Origin of the sequence: Marivivens aquimaris, assembly GCF_015220045.1 — a bacterium.
Classification (GTDB): domain Bacteria; phylum Pseudomonadota; class Alphaproteobacteria; order Rhodobacterales; family Rhodobacteraceae; genus Marivivens; species Marivivens aquimaris.
On the sequence record NZ_JADBGB010000001.1, the window covers coordinates 3,084,736 to 3,103,117 of the forward strand.

Annotated in this window: 22 protein-coding genes; 21 read left to right on the forward strand and 1 reads right to left on the reverse strand. The window is 57.5% G+C overall.

Translation table 11 applies throughout. The annotated features are described in order from the left end of the window. The first annotated feature begins 32 nt into the window (after positions 1 to 32). The 16 genes from rpoC (at position 33) to rplP (ending at position 15,656) form a co-directional block, all read left to right on the forward strand. Entirely contained in the window at positions 33 to 4,238 is a 4,206-nt protein-coding gene (rpoC, locus tag IF204_RS15265; RefSeq protein ID WP_194097921.1) for a DNA-directed RNA polymerase subunit beta', read from the forward strand. Between the two features lie 110 nt (positions 4,239 to 4,348). Next, a complete protein-coding gene (locus IF204_RS15270; RefSeq protein ID WP_194097922.1) occupies positions 4,349 to 5,227 on the forward strand; it encodes a DMT family transporter in 879 nt (292 codons plus the stop codon). Further along, positions 5,228 to 6,076, forward strand: coding sequence for a glycosyltransferase (locus tag IF204_RS15275; protein ID WP_194097923.1), 849 nt, complete (start codon positions 5,228 to 5,230; stop codon positions 6,074 to 6,076). Between the two features lie 247 nt (positions 6,077 to 6,323). Then, positions 6,324 to 6,695 carry a 30S ribosomal protein S12 gene (rpsL, locus tag IF204_RS15280; protein WP_167636879.1) on the forward strand — a complete coding sequence of 124 codons (372 nt, stop codon included), beginning with the start codon at positions 6,324 to 6,326 and terminating at the stop codon, positions 6,693 to 6,695. A 12-nt stretch (positions 6,696 to 6,707) separates the two neighbouring features. Next, positions 6,708 to 7,178: a 30S ribosomal protein S7 gene (gene rpsG, locus IF204_RS15285; RefSeq protein ID WP_167636881.1), complete on the forward strand. Its 471-nt coding sequence runs from the start codon at positions 6,708 to 6,710 to the stop codon at positions 7,176 to 7,178. 12 nt (positions 7,179 to 7,190) lie between these two features. Continuing rightward, positions 7,191 to 9,314, forward strand: coding sequence for an elongation factor G (gene fusA / locus IF204_RS15290; RefSeq protein WP_194097924.1), 2,124 nt, complete (start codon positions 7,191 to 7,193; stop codon positions 9,312 to 9,314). Positions 9,315 to 9,395: 81 nt separating this feature from the next. Further along, positions 9,396 to 10,571 carry an elongation factor Tu gene (tuf, locus tag IF204_RS15295; RefSeq protein ID WP_167636852.1) on the forward strand — a complete coding sequence of 392 codons (1,176 nt, stop codon included), beginning with the start codon at positions 9,396 to 9,398 and terminating at the stop codon, positions 10,569 to 10,571. A gap of 235 nt (positions 10,572 to 10,806) precedes the next feature. Further along, entirely contained in the window at positions 10,807 to 11,121 is a 315-nt protein-coding gene (gene rpsJ, locus IF204_RS15300; RefSeq protein ID WP_167636885.1) for a 30S ribosomal protein S10, read from the forward strand. 11 nt (positions 11,122 to 11,132) lie between these two features. Then, positions 11,133 to 11,858: a 50S ribosomal protein L3 gene (rplC, locus tag IF204_RS15305; RefSeq protein ID WP_167636887.1), complete on the forward strand. Its 726-nt coding sequence runs from the start codon at positions 11,133 to 11,135 to the stop codon at positions 11,856 to 11,858. After that, positions 11,848 to 12,468 carry a 50S ribosomal protein L4 gene (gene rplD, locus IF204_RS15310; RefSeq protein WP_194097925.1) on the forward strand — a complete coding sequence of 207 codons (621 nt, stop codon included), beginning with the start codon at positions 11,848 to 11,850 and terminating at the stop codon, positions 12,466 to 12,468. Before rplC ends, rplD begins: the two co-directional genes overlap by 11 nt. Next, positions 12,465 to 12,761, forward strand: coding sequence for a 50S ribosomal protein L23 (locus tag IF204_RS15315; RefSeq protein WP_167636891.1), 297 nt, complete (start codon positions 12,465 to 12,467; stop codon positions 12,759 to 12,761). The genes rplD and IF204_RS15315 overlap by 4 nt, the downstream gene beginning before the upstream one ends. Positions 12,762 to 13,016: 255 nt before the next feature. After that, positions 13,017 to 13,856 (forward strand): 50S ribosomal protein L2, encoded by an 840-nt coding sequence (gene rplB, locus IF204_RS15320; RefSeq protein WP_167636893.1) that lies wholly within the window; start codon positions 13,017 to 13,019, stop codon positions 13,854 to 13,856. A 3-nt stretch (positions 13,857 to 13,859) separates the two neighbouring features. Further along, entirely contained in the window at positions 13,860 to 14,138 is a 279-nt protein-coding gene (gene rpsS, locus IF204_RS15325) for a 30S ribosomal protein S19 (RefSeq protein ID WP_194097926.1), read from the forward strand. Positions 14,139 to 14,141: 3 nt separating this feature from the next. Then, a complete protein-coding gene (gene rplV, locus IF204_RS15330) occupies positions 14,142 to 14,522 on the forward strand; it encodes a 50S ribosomal protein L22 (RefSeq protein ID WP_167636898.1) in 381 nt (126 codons plus the stop codon). Further along, on the forward strand, positions 14,522 to 15,229 hold the full coding sequence (gene rpsC / locus IF204_RS15335) for a 30S ribosomal protein S3 (protein WP_167636900.1): 708 nt from the start codon (positions 14,522 to 14,524) through the stop codon (positions 15,227 to 15,229). The genes rplV and rpsC overlap by 1 nt, the downstream gene beginning before the upstream one ends. Before the next feature lie 13 nt (positions 15,230 to 15,242). Continuing rightward, the gene (rplP, locus tag IF204_RS15340; RefSeq protein ID WP_167636902.1) at positions 15,243 to 15,656 is read left to right on the forward strand and encodes a 50S ribosomal protein L16; all 414 of its coding nucleotides are present in this window, start codon (positions 15,243 to 15,245) and stop codon (positions 15,654 to 15,656) included. Positions 15,657 to 15,726: 70 nt separating this feature from the next. On the opposite strand, the gene IF204_RS15345 is transcribed toward rplP, so the two are convergent. Beyond that, a complete protein-coding gene (locus tag IF204_RS15345; RefSeq protein ID WP_194097927.1) occupies positions 15,727 to 16,347 on the reverse strand; it encodes a TIGR02466 family protein in 621 nt (206 codons plus the stop codon). A 280-nt stretch (positions 16,348 to 16,627) separates the two neighbouring features. Between IF204_RS15345 and rpmC the strand changes: the two genes are divergently transcribed. The 5 genes from rpmC (at position 16,628) to rplE (ending at position 18,373) form a co-directional block, all read left to right on the forward strand. Further along, positions 16,628 to 16,825 (forward strand): 50S ribosomal protein L29, encoded by a 198-nt coding sequence (gene rpmC / locus IF204_RS15350; protein ID WP_167636907.1) that lies wholly within the window; start codon positions 16,628 to 16,630, stop codon positions 16,823 to 16,825. A 3-nt stretch (positions 16,826 to 16,828) separates the two neighbouring features. Then, positions 16,829 to 17,059 (forward strand): 30S ribosomal protein S17, encoded by a 231-nt coding sequence (rpsQ, locus tag IF204_RS15355; RefSeq protein WP_167636915.1) that lies wholly within the window; start codon positions 16,829 to 16,831, stop codon positions 17,057 to 17,059. A 77-nt stretch (positions 17,060 to 17,136) separates the two neighbouring features. Next, on the forward strand, positions 17,137 to 17,505 hold the full coding sequence (gene rplN, locus IF204_RS15360; protein WP_067550492.1) for a 50S ribosomal protein L14: 369 nt from the start codon (positions 17,137 to 17,139) through the stop codon (positions 17,503 to 17,505). Next, the gene (gene rplX / locus IF204_RS15365) at positions 17,505 to 17,810 is read left to right on the forward strand and encodes a 50S ribosomal protein L24 (RefSeq protein ID WP_167636918.1); all 306 of its coding nucleotides are present in this window, start codon (positions 17,505 to 17,507) and stop codon (positions 17,808 to 17,810) included. Before rplN ends, rplX begins: the two co-directional genes overlap by 1 nt. After that, positions 17,810 to 18,373 carry a 50S ribosomal protein L5 gene (rplE, locus tag IF204_RS15370; RefSeq protein ID WP_167636920.1) on the forward strand — a complete coding sequence of 188 codons (564 nt, stop codon included), beginning with the start codon at positions 17,810 to 17,812 and terminating at the stop codon, positions 18,371 to 18,373. The genes rplX and rplE overlap by 1 nt, the downstream gene beginning before the upstream one ends. Positions 18,374 to 18,382: the final 9 nt, after the last annotated feature.

The window sequence follows — 18,382 nt, forward strand, 5'->3', positions numbered from 1 at the left end:
TTCACCTCCCCCTTGTTATGTAAGGACATCAAATGAACCAGGAACTGACCAACAACCCGTTCAACCCGCTGACCCCGACCAAAGCGTTCGACGAAATCAAGGTTTCGCTCGCTTCGCCGGAACGGATCCTGTCGTGGTCGTACGGTGAGATCAAAAAGCCCGAAACCATCAACTACCGCACGTTCAAGCCTGAGCGTGACGGTCTGTTCTGTGCGCGTATTTTCGGACCGATCAAGGACTACGAGTGCCTTTGCGGTAAGTATAAGCGCATGAAGTACCGTGGCGTCGTCTGTGAAAAGTGCGGCGTCGAAGTCACCCTCCAGAAAGTCCGCCGCGAGCGTATGGGCCACATCGAACTGGCCGCTCCCGTCGCACACATCTGGTTCCTGAAGTCGCTCCCGAGCCGCATCGGTCTCATGCTAGACATGACCCTGCGCGATCTTGAGCGTATTCTGTACTTCGAAAACTACGTTGTGATCGAGCCGGGTCTGACCGACCTGACTTACGGCCAGCTGATGAGCGAAGAGGAATTCCTCGACGCGCAGGACACCTATGGCATGGACGCGTTCCAGGCTAACATCGGTGCCGAAGCTATCCGCGAGATGCTCTCGATGATCGACCTTGACGCCACTGCTGAGCAGCTGCGTGAAGAGCTGAAGGAAGCCACCGGCGAACTGAAGCCCAAGAAGATCATCAAGCGCCTGAAGATCGTTGAATCGTTCCTCGAGTCGGGCAACCGTCCCGAGTGGATGATCATGACCGTGATCCCGGTCATCCCGCCGGAACTGCGTCCGCTGGTTCCGCTCGATGGTGGCCGTTTCGCAACTTCGGATCTCAACGATCTGTATCGCCGCGTGATCAACCGTAACAACCGCCTCAAGCGACTGATCGAACTGCGCGCGCCGGACATCATCGTTCGCAACGAAAAGCGTATGCTTCAGGAAGCCGTTGACGCCCTGTTCGACAACGGCCGCCGTGGCCGCGTCATCACCGGCGCCAACAAGCGTCCGCTGAAGTCGCTCTCGGACATGCTGAAGGGTAAGCAGGGTCGCTTCCGTCAGAACCTTCTTGGTAAGCGCGTCGACTTCTCGGGTCGTTCGGTCATCGTGACCGGCCCGGAACTCAAGCTGCACCAGTGTGGTCTGCCGAAGAAGATGGCGCTCGAACTCTTCAAGCCGTTCATCTACTCGCGCCTCGAAGCCAAGGGTCTGTCCTCCACCGTGAAGCAGGCCAAGAAGCTCGTGGAAAAAGAGCGTCCGGAAGTTTGGGATATCCTCGACGAGGTTATCCGTGAGCACCCGGTCATGCTGAACCGTGCGCCTACGCTGCACCGTCTCGGCATCCAGGCATTCGAACCCACACTGATCGAAGGTAAGGCTATCCAGCTACACCCGCTCGTCTGTTCGGCATTCAACGCCGACTTCGACGGTGACCAGATGGCTGTCCACGTTCCGCTGTCGCTCGAAGCCCAGCTTGAAGCCCGCGTTCTGATGATGTCGACGAACAACGTTCTGTCGCCGGCAAACGGTGCACCGATCATCGTTCCGTCGCAGGATATGGTTCTGGGTCTGTACTACACCACGACCCAGCGTGACGGCATGGTCGGTGAAGGCATGTCCTTCGCTTCGATCGAAGAAGTAGAGCACGCTCTGTCGGCTGGCGTCGTTCACCTGCACTCGAAGATCACCGCTCGTATGAAGCAGATCGACGAAGAAGGTAACGAAGTCATCCAGCGCTTCGAAACCACTCCGGGCCGTCTGCGCCTCGGTCACCTTCTGCCGCTGAACGCGAAGGCTCCTTTCAGCCTCGTGAACCGTCAGCTGCGTAAGAAGGAAGTCCAGCAGGTCATCGACACCGTCTACCGTTATTGCGGTCAGAAAGAGTCGGTTATCTTCTGTGACCAGATCATGACCATGGGCTTCCGCGAAGCTTTCCGTGCTGGCATCTCGTTCGGTAAGAACGACATGGTTATTCCGGAAACCAAGTGGACACTCGTTGACGAGACCCGTGAACAGGTCAAGGACTTCGAGCAGCAGTACATGGACGGCCTGATCACTCAGGGCGAAAAGTACAACAAAGTTGTCGATGCTTGGTCGAAGTGTAACGACCGCGTCACCGAAGCCATGATGCAGACCATCTCGGCGAAGCATTACGACGAGAACGGCTCTGAGAAAGAGATCAACTCGGTCTACATGATGGCCCACTCGGGTGCTCGTGGTTCGGTTACCCAGATGAAGCAGCTGGGCGGTATGCGTGGTCTTATGGCCAAGCCGTCGGGCGAGATTATCGAAACTCCGATTATCTCGAACTTCAAAGAAGGTCTGACCGTTCTCGAGTACTTCAACTCGACCCACGGCGCCCGTAAGGGTCTGTCGGATACCGCTCTGAAGACCGCGAACTCGGGTTACCTGACCCGTCGTCTCGTTGACGTCGCTCAGGACTGTATCGTTCGTGAAGTCGACTGTGGCACCAACCGCGCGATCACCGCAGAAGCTGCTGTGAACGACGGTGAAGTTGTCGCCTCGCTGGGCGAGCGCGTTCTGGGCCGTGTATCGGCTGACGACGTTCTGCGTCCGGGCACTGACGAAGTCATCGTCAAGGCCGGCGAGCTGATCGACGAACGTAAGGCAGACATGATCGAAACCGCTAGCGTGCAGAAAATGCGCGTCCGCAGCCCGCTCACCTGTGAGGCTGAGGATGGCGTATGTGCGCAGTGTTACGGTCGTGACCTCGCTCGCGGTACCCGCGTGAACATCGGCGAAGCTGTCGGCATCATCGCTGCTCAGTCGATCGGTGAACCGGGCACCCAGCTGACCATGCGTACCTTCCACATCGGTGGTGTTGCGCAGGGTGGCCAGCAGTCGTTCCTCGAAGCTTCGGTCAACGGTAAGGTCGAGTTCCGTAACGCCAACATCCTGACCAATCAGGCTGGTGAGCAGATCGCTATGGGTCGTAACATGGTCATCGCCATCATGGGCGAAGACGGTGAAGAGCGCGCCCAGCACAAGATCGGCTACGGTACGAAGATCTTCCTGTCGGATGGCGCTGATGTCAGCCGCGGCGACAAAATGTTCGAGTGGGACCCCTATACCCTCCCGATCATCGCCGAAAAGTCCGGTAAGGCTCGCTACGTCGACCTCGTCTCGGGCATCTCTGTCCGTGAAGATACCGACGATGCAACCGGCATGACCCAGCGTATCGTTTCGGACTGGCGTTCTGTACCGCGTGCAAGCGACCTCAAGCCCGAGATCATCATCCTCGACTCGGATGGTGAGCCGATGCGCAAGGATGACGGCAACCCCGTCACCTACCCGATGTCGGTCGACGCCATTCTGTCGATCGAAGACGGTCAGGACATCCATGCTGGTGACGTTATCGCGCGTATTCCGCGTGAAGGCGCCAAGACCAAGGACATCACCGGTGGTCTGCCGCGCGTTGCGGAACTGTTCGAAGCCCGTCGTCCGAAAGACCACGCTATCATCGCAGAGATCGATGGCTACGTCCGCTTCGGCAAGGACTACAAGAACAAGCGTCGTATCGCGATCGAGAGCTCGGATGATCCGGATCACAAGGTCGAGTACATGGTGCCCAAGGGTAAGCACATTCCGGTTCAGGAAGGTGACTTTGTCCAGAAGGGTGACTACATCATGGACGGTAACCCCGCGCCGCACGACATTCTGTCGATCCTCGGTGTAGAGGCTCTTGCCAACTACATGGTGGACGAAGTTCAGGAAGTTTACCGCCTTCAGGGTGTTAAGATTAACGATAAACACATCGAGGTTATCGTTCGTCAGATGCTCCAGAAGTGGGAAATCCAGGACTCGGGCGACACCACGCTGCTCAAGGGCGAAACCGTGGACAAGGTCGAATTCGACGAAGCCAACGCCAAAGCGGAAGCCCGCGGCGGTCGTCCGGCAACCGGCGAACCGATCCTTCTCGGTATCACCAAGGCATCGCTGCAGACCCGTTCGTTCATCTCGGCTGCGTCGTTCCAGGAAACCACCCGCGTGCTTACCGAAGCTTCGGTTCAGGGCAAGCGCGACAAGCTGGTTGGTCTCAAGGAAAACGTCATCGTTGGTCGTCTCATCCCGGCTGGTACCGGTGGTGCTACCTCGCGTATCCGTCGCATTGCGACCGACCGCGACCAGGCAGTCATCGATGTTCGTCGCGAAGAGGCCGAGCAGGCTCTCCAGCTCGAGCACAATGCCGACAACGGTTCGGAGGGTGGCGAGGAGTAATCCTCTCCCCTACGCAAATACAGAAGGCCCTCGCATCGCGGGGGCCTTTTGCGTTTTCGCACAGCGATAGAGGCTAGCGGGCGCCTCGATCCGCTGCTAGCGGTGCGGGAATGGATCACTCGCTCGGCAACCGCCGCGGCGCGATGCTGATGGTTATCGGTGCCGCCGCTTTCACTTTGAACGACACATGCCTCAAGGCGCTTTCGGCGCACTTGCCGCTGTTTCAGACGCTATTTTTGCGCGGTGTCGGCAATACCATCATCTTGGGTATGCTGGCTTTTGCCTTCGGGCAGATGCGGTTTTCCTACAGCCGTCACGACTGGATGCTCATCGGTATCCGTTCGCTAGCCGAAGCCTTCGCAGCCGTGCTTTTCGTGACCGCGCTGTTCCACATGGAGCTCGCCAACGCGACGGCGATCATGCAGGCGATGCCCATCGTTATGACGGTGGTGGGCGCACTTTGGCTGAAGGAGAAAGTCGGCTGGCGGCGGACAATGGCGACTTTGGTCGGTTTCATCGGCGTGTTGATGATCGTCCATCCGGGGACCGACAACTTCAATATCTACTCGCTATTCGCTCTGGCGACAGTTGCAACTGTATCGGTGAGGGACCTCGCGGCACGTCGAATGTCGGCGAACGTACCGTCGATATTTGCCGCATGGAGCGCAGCTTCGGCGGTTGCGATTGTATGCGGCGCTGGTTCGATCTTCGAAGACTGGCAACCTGTGTCCGGTACGAGCGTGCTCTTGTTGTTCGGCGCGATGGCCTTTGTGATGACCGGCTACATCATGTCCGTCATGGCGGTGAGGGTAGGGGAGATCAGCTTCGTGTCGCCATTCCGCTACGCCTCCCTGCTGGTCGGGATTACGATGGGCTACCTCGTGTTCGGCGACCTTCCCAACGGTTTGGAATTTGCGGGTTGCGTCGTTGTCGTTGCCAGTGGTCTATTCATCCTGCTTCGTGAAAGGTCGTTGGAAAAGGAAAACTAGGTGGCAGTTCGGCAAATTCAGGCGCTGGGGCTTTGCCGCTGGTCGTACCCATCCCAACCTGGTGCGTTCAAGTGGGACGGCGAGACCTTCGAGGACCTGATCGCCCAGATTTACGATCCCGACCGCCTCGCGATGCGGCTATTGTTCCTCGAGAATGTCTGGCTTCCATCCGTCCGTAGCCAGATCGACAAAGACTTCGAGATCGTCATGCTGATGGGGGACGACCTGCCGGTCAGGGCAGAGGTCGAGGCACTCATCAAAGACGTGCCGCAGATCAAGCCGGTCTACATGCCCACCGGGCGGAACCACCGCGAGGTCTGCAATGAAGTGATGATCGCCCACCGCGACCCTGACGCCAAAGTCATTGCGGAATTCCGTCTGGATGATGACGATGCCGTCGCTGCCGAGTTCGTCGCGATGGCCCGCAGCGAGTTCCTGAAATTCCGCCCGATGTTTTATGACGCGACCCGCGTTGCGCTGAATTTCACGAGCGGCTTCGTCCTCGACGCTGGCGAAGACGTTACCATCACGCCCGTCGATGCGCGTTGCTGGGTGCCAGGGACGGTGCAGTATTGCCGCCCTCATAATCCGCACAGCCTGCTCGACATTCCGCACCTCGATATCTGGAAGCGGATGCCCGTCATGTCTGATGGCCGTGTTCCGATGTTCATCCGTGGGGCCCACGCGGATAACGACAGCAATCTGCAACGCCGTTTACGCGAAAGTGATGGTCATCAGACCTCGGACGAAGAAATTTCGACGATCCTGCAGGTGCGCTTCGGAATTGACATGCCTATGTTACGTTCTGCTTGGAAGAAGCACCAAGCCGGTTTGGCCGGACAGAGTTGACAGCAGTAGCGACTCTGCTTATAGGCCAGCCATCCGGGACACGGGGGGATTCCCTTTTGCCCGCATATCAGAGCTGAAGTGGACATGAACCGGGCTACTGCTGCCTTGTTCCTCTGGAAACCGACCGCATTGAACCTCCGGTAAGGGTTCGATTGCGGGCTTTTTGTGCTGGCGCATAGCTAGTGCACTTAGAGATAACCGCGGACCTACGGGGCCGCCTTGAGTGTAGGATAGGGACCAAAGCCCAATGCCAACGATCCAACAGCTGATCCGCAAGCCGCGTCAGCCTAAAATTGTAAAGTCGAAGTCGCAGCACCTCGAGCAGTGCCCGCAGAAGCGTGGCGTTTGCACCCGTGTGTACACTACCACCCCGAAAAAACCGAACTCGGCTATGCGTAAGGTTGCGAAGGTTCGCCTGACCAACGGTTACGAAGTCATTTCGTACATTCCGGGCGAAAGCCACAACCTTCAGGAACACTCTGTTGTCCTGATCCGTGGCGGCCGTGTGAAAGACCTTCCGGGTGTCCGTTACCACATCCTCCGTGGTGTTCTGGATACCCAGGGCGTCAAGAACCGTAAGCAGCGCCGTTCGAAGTACGGTGCGAAGCGTCCGAAGTAAGGAGATCACGAAATGTCGCGTCGTCACGCCGCTGAGAAACGTGAAGTTCTGCCCGATGCCAAGTTTGGCGATCGTGTAGTCACGAAATTCATGAACAACCTGATGATCGATGGTAAAAAATCGGTCGCAGAAAAAATCGTATACAACGCATTCGACCGCGTTGAAGGCAAGCTGAAGAAAGCTCCCGTGGAAGTATTCCACGAAGCTCTCGACAACGTTAAGCCGTCGGTCGAAGTTCGTTCGCGCCGCGTTGGTGGTGCTACTTACCAGGTTCCGGTCGAAGTTCGTCCCGAGCGTCGCGAAGCGCTGGCTATCCGCTGGCTGATCGCTGCTGCGAAGAACCGCAACGAGAACACCATGGAAGAACGTCTTGCTGGCGAACTTCTGGACGCTGTTAACGGCCGTGGTACTGCCGTGAAGAAGCGCGAAGACACCCACAAGATGGCCGACGCGAACAAAGCGTTCAGCCACTACCGCTGGTAAGGAGTCCTACCCATGGCACGCGATTATCCGCTTCCGCGCTACCGCAACTTCGGCATCATGGCTCACATCGATGCCGGTAAGACCACCACTACCGAGCGTATCCTCTACTACACCGGTAAGTCCCACAAGATCGGCGAAGTCCACGACGGCGCCGCGACTATGGACTGGATGGAACAGGAGCAGGAACGCGGTATCACCATTACTTCGGCTGCGACGACCACTTTCTGGCAGCGCCAAGAAGATCCGACCGCTGAAGGTACCTCGGACACCAAGTACCGTTTCAACATCATCGACACTCCCGGCCACGTTGACTTCACCATCGAAGTTGAACGTTCGCTGGCAGTTCTCGACGGTGCTGTCTGCCTCCTCGACGCCAACGCAGGCGTAGAACCGCAGACCGAAACCGTTTGGCGTCAGGCTGACCGCTACAAAGTTCCGCGTATCGTGTTCGTCAACAAGATGGACAAGATCGGCGCTGACTACTTCAACTGCGTCAAGATGATCAAAGACCGTACCGGCGGCACCCCGTGCCCCGTCGCTCTGCCGATCGGCGCTGAAGACAAGCTGGAAGGCATCATCGATCTCATCAAAATGGAAGAGTGGGTCTGGAAGGGTGAAGACCTCGGCGCAAGCTGGGTTCGTCAGCCGATCCGTGAAGAACTCTCGGACCTCGCAGATGAGTGGCGTGCCAACATGATCGAACTCGCCGTCGAACAAGACGACGACGCGATGGAAGCCTACCTCGAAGGCGAAGAGCCGAACGAAGAAACCCTGCGCAAGCTGATCCGTAAGGGTACGCTGTCGCTGTCGTTCTTCCCGGTCCTCGCTGGTTCGGCATTCAAGAACAAGGGCGTCCAGCCCCTCCTGAACGCTGTTATCGACTTCCTGCCGGCTCCGATCGACGTTCCGACCCTGATGGGCTTCTCGCCGGACGACGAGACCGAAGAGCGCAACATCCCGCGCGAAGCTTCGGACGAGTCGCCGTTCTCGGCACTGGCGTTCAAGATCATGAACGACCCGTTCGTCGGTTCGCTGACCTTCGCTCGTATCTACTCGGGCATCCTCAAGAAGGGCGACGGTATCGTCAACTCGACCAAAGGCAAGCGTGAGCGCGTCGGTCGTATGATGATGATGCACTCGAACAACCGTGAGGAAATCGAAGAAGCATTTGCTGGCGACATCATCGCGCTTGCTGGCCTCAAAGAGACCACCACTGGTGACACCCTCTGCGACGCTCAGAAGCAGGTTGTTCTCGAAACCATGACCTTCCCAGAACCGGTTATCGAAATCGCCGTTGAACCGAAGTCGAAAGCCGACCAGGAAAAGATGGGCCTCGCCCTCGCTCGCCTGGCAGCAGAAGACCCGTCGTTCCGCGTCGAAACCAACTTCGAATCCGGCCAGACCATCATGAAGGGTATGGGCGAACTTCACCTCGACATTCTCGTTGATCGCATGAAGCGTGAATTCAAGGTTGAGGCGAACATTGGTGCTCCGCAGGTTGCTTACCGTGAGACCATCTCGCGCGCAGCAGACATCGACTACACGCACAAGAAACAGTCCGGTGGTACCGGTCAGTTCGCTCGCGTGAAGCTCGAGATCCAGCCGACCGAGCCGGGCGAAGGTTACTCGTTCGAGAGCCGCATCGTTGGTGGTGCTGTTCCGAAGGAATACATCCCGGGCGTCGAAAAGGGCATCCAGTCGGTTATGGACTCCGGTCCGCTCGCTGGCTTCCCGGTTATCGACTTCAAGGTTGCGCTGGTTGACGGTGCATTCCACGACGTCGACTCGTCGGTCCTCGCCTTCGAAATCGCGACCCGTGCTGCTATGCGTGAAGGCCTGAAGAAGGCTGGCGCTAAGCTGCTCGAACCGATCATGAAGGTCGAAGTCGTGACTCCGGAAGAGTACACCGGTTCGATCATCGGCGACCTCACCTCCCGTCGCGGCATGGTGCAGGGTCAGGACAGCCGCGGTAATGCCAACGTCATCTCGGCGATGGTTCCGCTGGCAAACATGTTCGGCTACATCAACAACCTTCGTTCGATGTCGTCCGGCCGTGCTGTCTTCTCGATGGTCTTCGACCACTACGACGCTGTTCCGCAGAACATCTCGGAAGAGATCCAGGCAAAGTACGCCTAATGGCGCACGGGCAGGGGGCTTTGTCCCCTGCCTTCCCAAATTCGGCAGCCTAGCTGCCTGTGAAAGACTAAGGAGGCCATAATGGCTAAGGCAAAGTTTGAACGTTCCAAACCGCACGTTAACATTGGCACGATCGGCCACGTTGACCACGGCAAAACCACTCTGACGGCAGCGATCACCAAGTACTTTGGCGATTTCAAAGCGTACGACCAGATCGACGGCGCACCGGAAGAGAAGGCCCGCGGTATCACCATTTCGACCGCCCACGTCGAATACGAGACCGAAGCACGTCACTACGCACACGTCGACTGCCCGGGTCACGCTGACTACGTTAAGAACATGATCACCGGTGCTGCCCAGATGGACGGCGGTATCCTGGTTGTTAACGCAGCTGACGGCCCGATGCCGCAGACCCGCGAGCACATCCTTCTGGCTCGCCAGGTTGGCGTTCCGGCTCTCGTTGTGTTCATGAACAAGGTTGACCAGGTTGACGACGAGGAACTCCTCGAGCTCGTCGAAATGGAAATCCGTGAACTGCTTTCGACCTACGACTTCCCGGGCGACGATATTCCGATCGTAGCAGGTTCGGCTCTGGCCGCTATGGAAGGCCGCGATCCGGAAATCGGCGAAGAGAAGATCAAGGCTCTGATGGCTGCTGTCGACGAGTACATCCCGACTCCGGCACGTGCTGTTGACCAGCCGTTCCTGATGCCGATCGAAGACGTGTTCTCGATCTCGGGGCGTGGTACCGTTGTGACCGGTCGTGTTGAGCGCGGTGTGATCAACGTTGGTGACGAAATCGAGATCGTGGGTATCCGCGACACCTCGAAGACCACCTGTACCGGCGTTGAAATGTTCCGCAAGCTGCTGGATCGCGGTGAAGCCGGCGACAACATCGGCGCCCTGCTGCGCGGTGTTGACCGTGAAGGCGTTGAGCGTGGCCAGGTTCTGTGTAAGCCGGGTTCGGTCAAGCCGCACACCAAGTTCGAAGCCGAGGTCTACATTCTGACCAAGGAAGAAGGCGGCCGTCACACTCCGTTCTTCGCGAACTACCGTCCGCAGTTCTACTTCCGCACCACTGACGTCACCGGTACCTGCATCCTGCCGGAAGGCACCGAGATGGTCATGCCGGGCGACAACCTGAAGCTTCAGGGCGAACTGATCGCTCCGATCGCTATGGAAGAAGGCCTGCGCTTCGCGATCCGCGAAGGTGGCCGCACCGTTGGTTCGGGCGTTGTCTCGAAAATCATCGAGTAATTCGGACCAAAATCCGGACTACACTAAGGGTCGCCGAAAGGCGGCCCTTTTTTCTATGTGCCCTACGGTGATTTTCCTTATTTTATGATTGATAAGGTGTTCCACCACGTGTATTGGGCGCGAGTTCGCTATCGGCGAACGAGGGATAGGGGATTCGTTCCCTGTCTAGGTTCGACGTGGGGAGGCAATGGTGCTCTCTCGACCTCTCAACCAAAAGCCGCGAAAGGCAATGTATATGGCCGCACAAAGCCAAAACATCCGCATTCGGCTGAAAGCTTTCGATTACCGCGTTCTGGATGCGTCCACCGCAGAAATCGTAAGCACCGCGAAACGTACTGGCGCATCCGTGCGCGGTCCGATTCCGCTGCCGAACAAGATTGAGAAATTCACCGTTCTGCGTGGTCCGCACATCGACAAGAAGTCGCGCGACCAGTTCGAGATCCGCACCCACAAGCGTCTGCTTGATATCGTGAATCCGACTCCGCAGACCGTAGATGCCCTGATGAAGCTCGACCTCGCCGCTGGCGTTGACGTCGAGATCAAAGTTTAAGGGGGATTACCATGCGTTCTGGCGTTATTGCTAAGAAAATCGGTATGACCCGTCTGTTCATGGAAGATGGTAAGCAGATCCCTGTGACCGTTCTCCAGCTGGACAGCCTGCAGGTCGTCGCTCAGCGCACCGTTGACAAAGATGGCTACACCGCCGTTCAGCTCGGTGCTGGTGTTGCCAAGACCAAGCGCGTTTCGAAGCCCCTCCGTGGTTACTTCGCTGCCGCCAAGGTCGAACCCAAGCGTAAAGTCGCGGAATTCCGCGTCAGCGCAGAAAACCTGATTCCGGTTGGCGCCGAAATCATCGCAGACCACTACGTTGCCGGCCAGTTCGTCGACGTATCGGGTACTTCGATCGGTAAAGGCTTTGCCGGTGCGATGAAGCGTCACAACTTCGGTGGTCTTCGCGCTACTCACGGTGTTTCGATCTCGCACCGTTCGCACGGTTCGGTCGGTCAGTGTCAGGATCCGGGTCGCATCTTCAAAGGTAAGAAGATGGCCGGTCACATGGGTGCTGCCCGCGTTACCACTCAGAACCTTCAGGTTGTTCGCACCGATGCGGACCGTGGCCTGATCATGGTTAAGGGTGCTGTTCCGGGTTCGAAGGGTGGCTGGGTCACCATCAAGGACGCTGTCAAAAAAGCAGCTCCTGAAAACCTGGTTCTGCCTGCTGCACTGAAGTCGGACGCTGCACCGGCGGCTGCTGCTGTTGAAGGAGGCGAAAACAATGAAGGCTGAAGCAATCAAGCTTGATGGCGCTGCCGCTGGTTCCGTCGAACTCAACGACGAAATCTTCGGTCTCGAGCCGCGTGCCGACATCCTGCACCGCGTAGTCCGCTGGCAGCGTGCCAAGGCTCAGCAGGGTACTCACAAGGTCCTGACCAAGTCGGAAGTCTCGTACTCGACCAAGAAGATCTACAAGCAGAAGGGCACCGGCGGCGCACGTCACGGTTCCAAGAAAGCTCCGATCTTCCGTCACGGTGGTGTATACAAGGGTCCGACCCCGCGTTCGCACGCTCACGACCTGACCAAGAAGTTCCGCAAGCTCGGCCTGTGCCACGCTCTGTCGGCTAAGGCGAAGGCTGGTGAACTGGTCGTTGTCGAAAGCCTGGATCTGGCTGACGCCAAGACCTCGGCTCTGTCGAAGCAGGTTGCCAACCTCGGTTGGAAGCGTGCGCTGATCATCGACGGTGCTTCGGTTGACGAAGGCTTCGCAAAGGCTGCGCGTAACATGCAAAACCTGGACGTTCTGCCCACCATGGGTGCTAACGTCTACGACATCCTGAAGTCGGACACTCTCGTTCTGACCAAGGCTGGTGTCGAAGCACTGGAGGCCCGTCTGAAATGAGCACGAAGCCCGCACACTACGACGTGATCCGCAAGCCGATCATCACCGAGAAAGCAACCATGGCATCCGAAAACGGTGCAGTTGTCTTCGAAGTAGCGGTCGACGCGAACAAGCCGCAGATCAAAGAAGCTGTTGAAGCTGTCTTTGGTGTGAAGGTGAAAGCGGTCAACACCGTTGTAACCAAAGGCAAGGTTAAGCGTTTCCGCGGTACCATCGGTACTCGTAACACGGTTAAAAAGGCCTACGTCACCCTCGAAGAGGGTAACACCATCGACGTCACCACCGGCCTCTAAGGTCTGCTGGTACCATCGTATTGAAGAAGGCCCCCGCCACGCGCGGGGGCCTTTTTTATGAGGGCAGCGCCCTAACGCAATGCCTTTTCCATAAAAGGCTCAAGTGCTCTCGACAGTAGGCAGCTTCCCTGCTACTGACGCGCAATCGCGAGGCCTCGGATTCGTTCCGGGGCCTGTGATTTTATACGATGGGGACCTTAGGGGCCCTTTAACTGCCGGGAGTAACCTCCCGCAAAGCAACGGAAGACAGAGAACATGGCACTCAAGTCGTATAAGCCGACGACGCCGGGCCAGCGTGGACTGGTTCTGATCGACCGTTCGGAGCTTTGGAAAGGTCGTCCGGTCAAGGCCCTCACCGAGGGTCTGACCAGCAAGGGCGGTCGGAACAATACCGGACGGATCACGATGCGCCGTCGTGGTGGTGGTGTAAAGCGCCTCTACCGTATCGTTGATTTCAAGCGTACTAAGTTCGACGTATCGGGCACCGTAGCCCGCATTGAATACGACCCGAACCGTACCGCTTTCATCGCCCTCATCCAGTATGATGATGGTGAGCAAGCATACATCCTCGCTCCGCAGCGTCTGGCTGTTGGTGACAAGGTTGTCGCTTCGGCAAAGGCCGACATCAAGCCGGGTAACGCTATGCCGTTCTCGGGCCTGCCGATCGGTACCATTGTCCACAACGTAGAACTGAAGCCCGGTAAGGGTGGTCAGCTGGCTCGCGCCGCTGGTACCTATGCCCAGTTCGTCGGTCGTGACGGCGGCTACGCACAGATCCGCCTTTCGTCGGGTGAACTGCGTCTCGTTCGTCAGGAATGCATGGCCACCGTTGGTGCCGTGTCGAACCCCGACAACTCGAACCAAGACTTCGGTAAAGCTGGCCGTATGCGTCACAAGGGCATCCGCCCGAGCGTCCGCGGTGTTGCTATGAACCCGATTGACCACCCGCACGGCGGTGGTGAAGGCCGTACCTCGGGTGGCCGTCACCCGGTTACCCCGTGGGGTAAGCCGACCAAGGGTGCTCGTACCCGCAACAAGAAGAAGGCGTCGTCGAAGCTGATTCTGCGTTCGCGTCACGCCAAGAAAGGGCGCTAAGACATGACTCGCTCTGTATGGAAAGGCCCGTTCGTAGATGCTTACGTGCTTAAGAAAGCCGAAGCAGCTCGCGAAGCTAGCCGCAATGAAGTCATCAAGATCTGGTCGCGCCGCTCGACGATCCTGCCCCAGTTCGTGGGCCTGACGTTTGGCGTTTACAACGGTCAGAAGCACATCCCCGTGCTGGTTACTGAAGACATGATCGGTCAGAAGTTCGGTGAATATTCGCCGACCCGTACTTATTACGGACACGCTGCCGACAAGAAAGCGAAGCGGAAGTAAGTCATGGGCAAGGCACAGAACCCCCGCCGCGTGGCCGACAACGAAGCCATGGCAAAAGCCAAAATGCTTCGCACCAGCCCGCAGAAACTGAACCTCGTCGCCGCAATGATCCGCGGCAAGAAGGTCGAGAAGGCTCTCGCCGACCTCACCTTCTCGAACAAGCGGATCGCTCAGGACGTGAAGAAGTGTCTTCAGTCCGCTATTGCGAACGCCGAGAACAACCATAACCTCGACGTCGACGAACTCGTCGTTGCAGAAGCCTTCGTTGGTAAGAACCTGACCATGAAGCGCGGTCGTCCGCGTGCACGTGGTCGTTTCGGCAAGATCATGAAGCCGTTTTCGGAACTGACCATCAAGGTGCGTCAGATTGAGGAGCAAGCCTAATGGGTAATAAAGTAAATCCCGTCGGTATGCGCCTGCAGGTCAACCGCACCTGGGACAGCCGCTGGTACGCCGACACTAAAGACTACGGTGATCTTCTTCTTGAAGACCTTCAGATCAAGGACTTCATCAAGAAAGAGTGCAAGGCCGCTGGCATTGCACGCGTAATCATCGAGCGTCCGCACAAGAAGTGCCGCGTGACCATTCACGCTGCGCGTCCGGGCGTTATCATCGGCAAAAAAGGCGCCGATATCGAAGTTCTCCGCAAGAAGCTGGCTAACCTGACTTCGTCGGAACTGCACCTGAACATCGTTGAAGTCCGCAAGCCGGAACTCGACGCTCAGCTGGTTGCAGAATCGATCGGTCAGCAGCTCGAGCGTCGTGTGTCGTTCCGCCGCGCCATGAAGCGTGCGGTTCAGAACGCCATGCGCATGGGTGCTCTCGGCATCCGTGTGAACGTCGCCGGTCGTCTTGGTGGCGCTGAAATCGCACGTACCGAATGGTACCGCGAAGGTCGTGTGCCGCTGCACACCCTGCGTGCCGACATCGACTACGCCCTTTATGAAGCCTCGACCCCGTACGGCATCATCGGCATCAAGGTCTGGATCTTCAAAGGTGAGATCATGGAGCACGATCCGATGGCACGTGACCGTCGTCAGGCCGAGCTGCAAGATGGTCCGAGCCCTCGTGGCGCCGGCGGCCGTCGCTAAGGAGTAATGAACAATGCTTCAGCCTAAGCGTACAAAATTCCGCAAAATGCACAAAGGCCGTATCCACGGCCAGGCAAAAGGCGGTTCGGATCTCAACTTCGGCACCTATGGCCTCAAAGCCACTGAGCCGGAGCGTGTAACCGCTCGCCAGATCGAAGCCGCTCGTCGTGCTCTGACCCGTCACATGAAGCGTCAGGGCCGCGTTTGGATCCGTATCTTCCCGGACCTGCCGGTATCGGCAAAGCCTATCGAAGTTCGTATGGGTAAAGGTAAGGGTTCCGTGGACCGTTGGACCTGCAAGGTCAAGCCGGGCCGCGTGATGTTCGAAATCGACGGCGTGAACGAAGAGATCGCCCGTGAGGCCCTGCGCCTTGCAGCTATGAAGCTGCCGGTTAAGACCCGCACCGTAGTTCGCGAAGACTGGTAATCCGGTCTGCAAGAATTAAGAAAGGCGCCCTTCAGGGCGCCTTTTTTGTTTCGGACGTTGGGAGTGAAAATCACTCCCACTTGTAATTGAAGCTGACGCTGACGCGGTCGAACTCGGACGTGTTGGCGGGAACCTCGTGGCGCAGCCAGCTTTCCCACAGCAGCACATCGCCGATTTCAGGCTTCACGTAGATGAAAGCCTTCAGGTCGCGGCGGCAGTCTTTGATACGGGGCGGGGCGGCCATCATCATAGCGTGGCGCGGGTCTTCGAGTTTCAGGGCCGAGGTGCCCTCGGGCATCGATACATAGGTCGTGCCCGAGATGACTGAGTGCGGGTGGATGTGCGAGCCGTGACCGCCGGCTTCGGGTAGGATGTTGATCCAGAGATCTTCAAGCACCAACTTGCGGCCGTCGAGGTTGAACTCGAGGTCTTCGGCAAACTTGGCGACGTGTTCATCCAGCGCCTCTTTGACTGCGGCGAAGATCGGGAAGCGCCACGGCAGGTCGGCGAGGGAGGCGTAGGAGGTGTACCCCGGATAGCCGTTCTCTTCGCACCACTCCATGCCCGCTTCGTCGTCGTCCATGATCGCGTAGCAGCTGTCGTGCAGCTCTTCTTCGTCAACGCCAGAGCCGTACTCGTTAAGGCGTGCGCGATAGAGGCGGGTGACGAAGAGGGATTCGATTTCTGCCATGTGGATGTCCTCCGGATATTGGGTGCGCTCTACGTACCCGTTGACCTGTGCACCTTAAACTGCTGTTATCGGAGTTGTGAAAGACACAACCGCGCGGCGGGCCTGATTTTATTGGCCGACGCATAAGTAAGGGTTGCTCTTCCATACCCCCTCCACTATGTAGCGGCATCTCACGATTCCCCATTGCGGGATTCGTGTGCTTTTAGTTTGCCCACCAGGCCAATGAGTGACCCGTAGGAAATTCGTGCGGAGCTCTCTGGTGTAAGGAAAGGACAAGGCGATGGACGCCAACGAACTTCGTAACAAGACCCCGGAGCAGCTCCGGGAAGAGCTTGTCTCGCTGAAGAAAGAGCAGTTCAACCTGCGCTTCCAGCAGGCCACTGGCCAACTCGAGAACACTGCGCGCATGCGCAAGGTCAAGCGCGACGCTGCTCGCGTTCTGACTATCCTGAACCAAAAAGCTGCTGCGGAGGCCTAAGACATGCCCAAGCGTATTCTCCAGGGTGTTGTCACCTCGAGCCAGAACGAACAGACCGTAACCGTGCTCGTCGAGCGCCGTTTCAAGCACCCGCTGCTGCACAAGACTGTTCGTAAGTCGAAGAAGTACCGTGCTCATGACGAGCACAACAAGTTCGCCATCGGTGACACCGTCCGTATTCAGGAATGTGCACCGAAGTCGAAAACCAAACGCTGGGAAGTCATCGACGCCTAATGGTGTCGATCTCAGTTAATCGAAACCCTGAGGGTAAGGGCGATACTGCAAGCCCCCTCAAAGGTCGGGAGTAACCCATGATCCAGATGCAGACCAATCTGGATGTCGCTGATAACTCTGGCGCTCGCCGAGTTCAGTGCATCAAGGTCCTCGGCGGTTCGCACCGCCGTTATGCGTCGGTTGGTGACATCATCGTTGTTTCGGTGAAAGAAGCCATCCCGCGCGGCCGCGTAAAGAAAGGTGACGTCCGTAAGGCCGTCGTCGTTCGCACCGCCAAAGAAGTTCGCCGTGAAGACGGCACTGCAATCCGCTTTGACCGCAACGCTGCTGTTATCCTGAATAACAACGGTGAACCGGTTGGCACCCGTATCTTCGGACCGGTTGTTCGCGAACTGCGCGCTAAGAACTTCATGAAAATCATCTCGCTTGCTCCGGAGGTGCTGTAATGGCTGCTAAGCTCCGTAAAGGCGATAATGTCGTCGTTCTCGCTGGTAAGGACAAAGGCAAAACCGGTCAGATCACTTCGGTTGATCCGGCTGCCGGTAAAGCTGTTGTCGACGGTGTAAACGTCGCCATCCGCCACCAGAAGCAGAGCCAGACCGCACAGGGCGGCCGCCTTCCTAAGGCGATGCCGATCCAGCTGTCGAACCTGGCAATCGTTGACGCAAACGGTAAAGCAACCCGCGTTGGCTTCCGCATGGAAGACGGCAAGAAGGTACGCTTCGCCAAGACTACTGGGGACGTTATCTGATGCTTGACACCGCTAACTACACCCCGCGTCTCAAAGAGGTCTACAAGTCGCAGATCCGTGCCGCTCTCAAAGAAGAGTTCGGTTACAAGAACGACATGATGATCCCGCGTCTCGACAAGATCGTCCTGAACATCGGCTGTGGTGCTGAAGCTGTCCGTGACAGCAAGAAAGCCAAGTCCGCTGTTGAGGATCTGACCACTATCGCTGGTCAGAAGGCTGTATCGACGAAAGCTAAGAAGTCCATCGCTGGCTTCCGCGTTCGTGAAGACATGCCGCTCGGCGCAAAAGTCACCCTGCGTGGCGACCGTATGTACGAATTCCTTGATCGTCTGATCACCATCGCTATGCCCCGTATCCGCGACTTCCGCGGCGTATCGGGCAAGTCGTTTGATGGTCGTGGCAACTACGCCACCGGTCTGAAGGAACACATCGTATTCCCGGAAATCAACTTTGATAAAGTTGATGAAGTCTGGGGTATGGACATCGTCATCTGCACCACCGCGAACAACGACGCGGAAGCAAAGGCGCTGTTGAAGCACTTCAACATGCCTTTCAACAGCTGATCGCGGGGA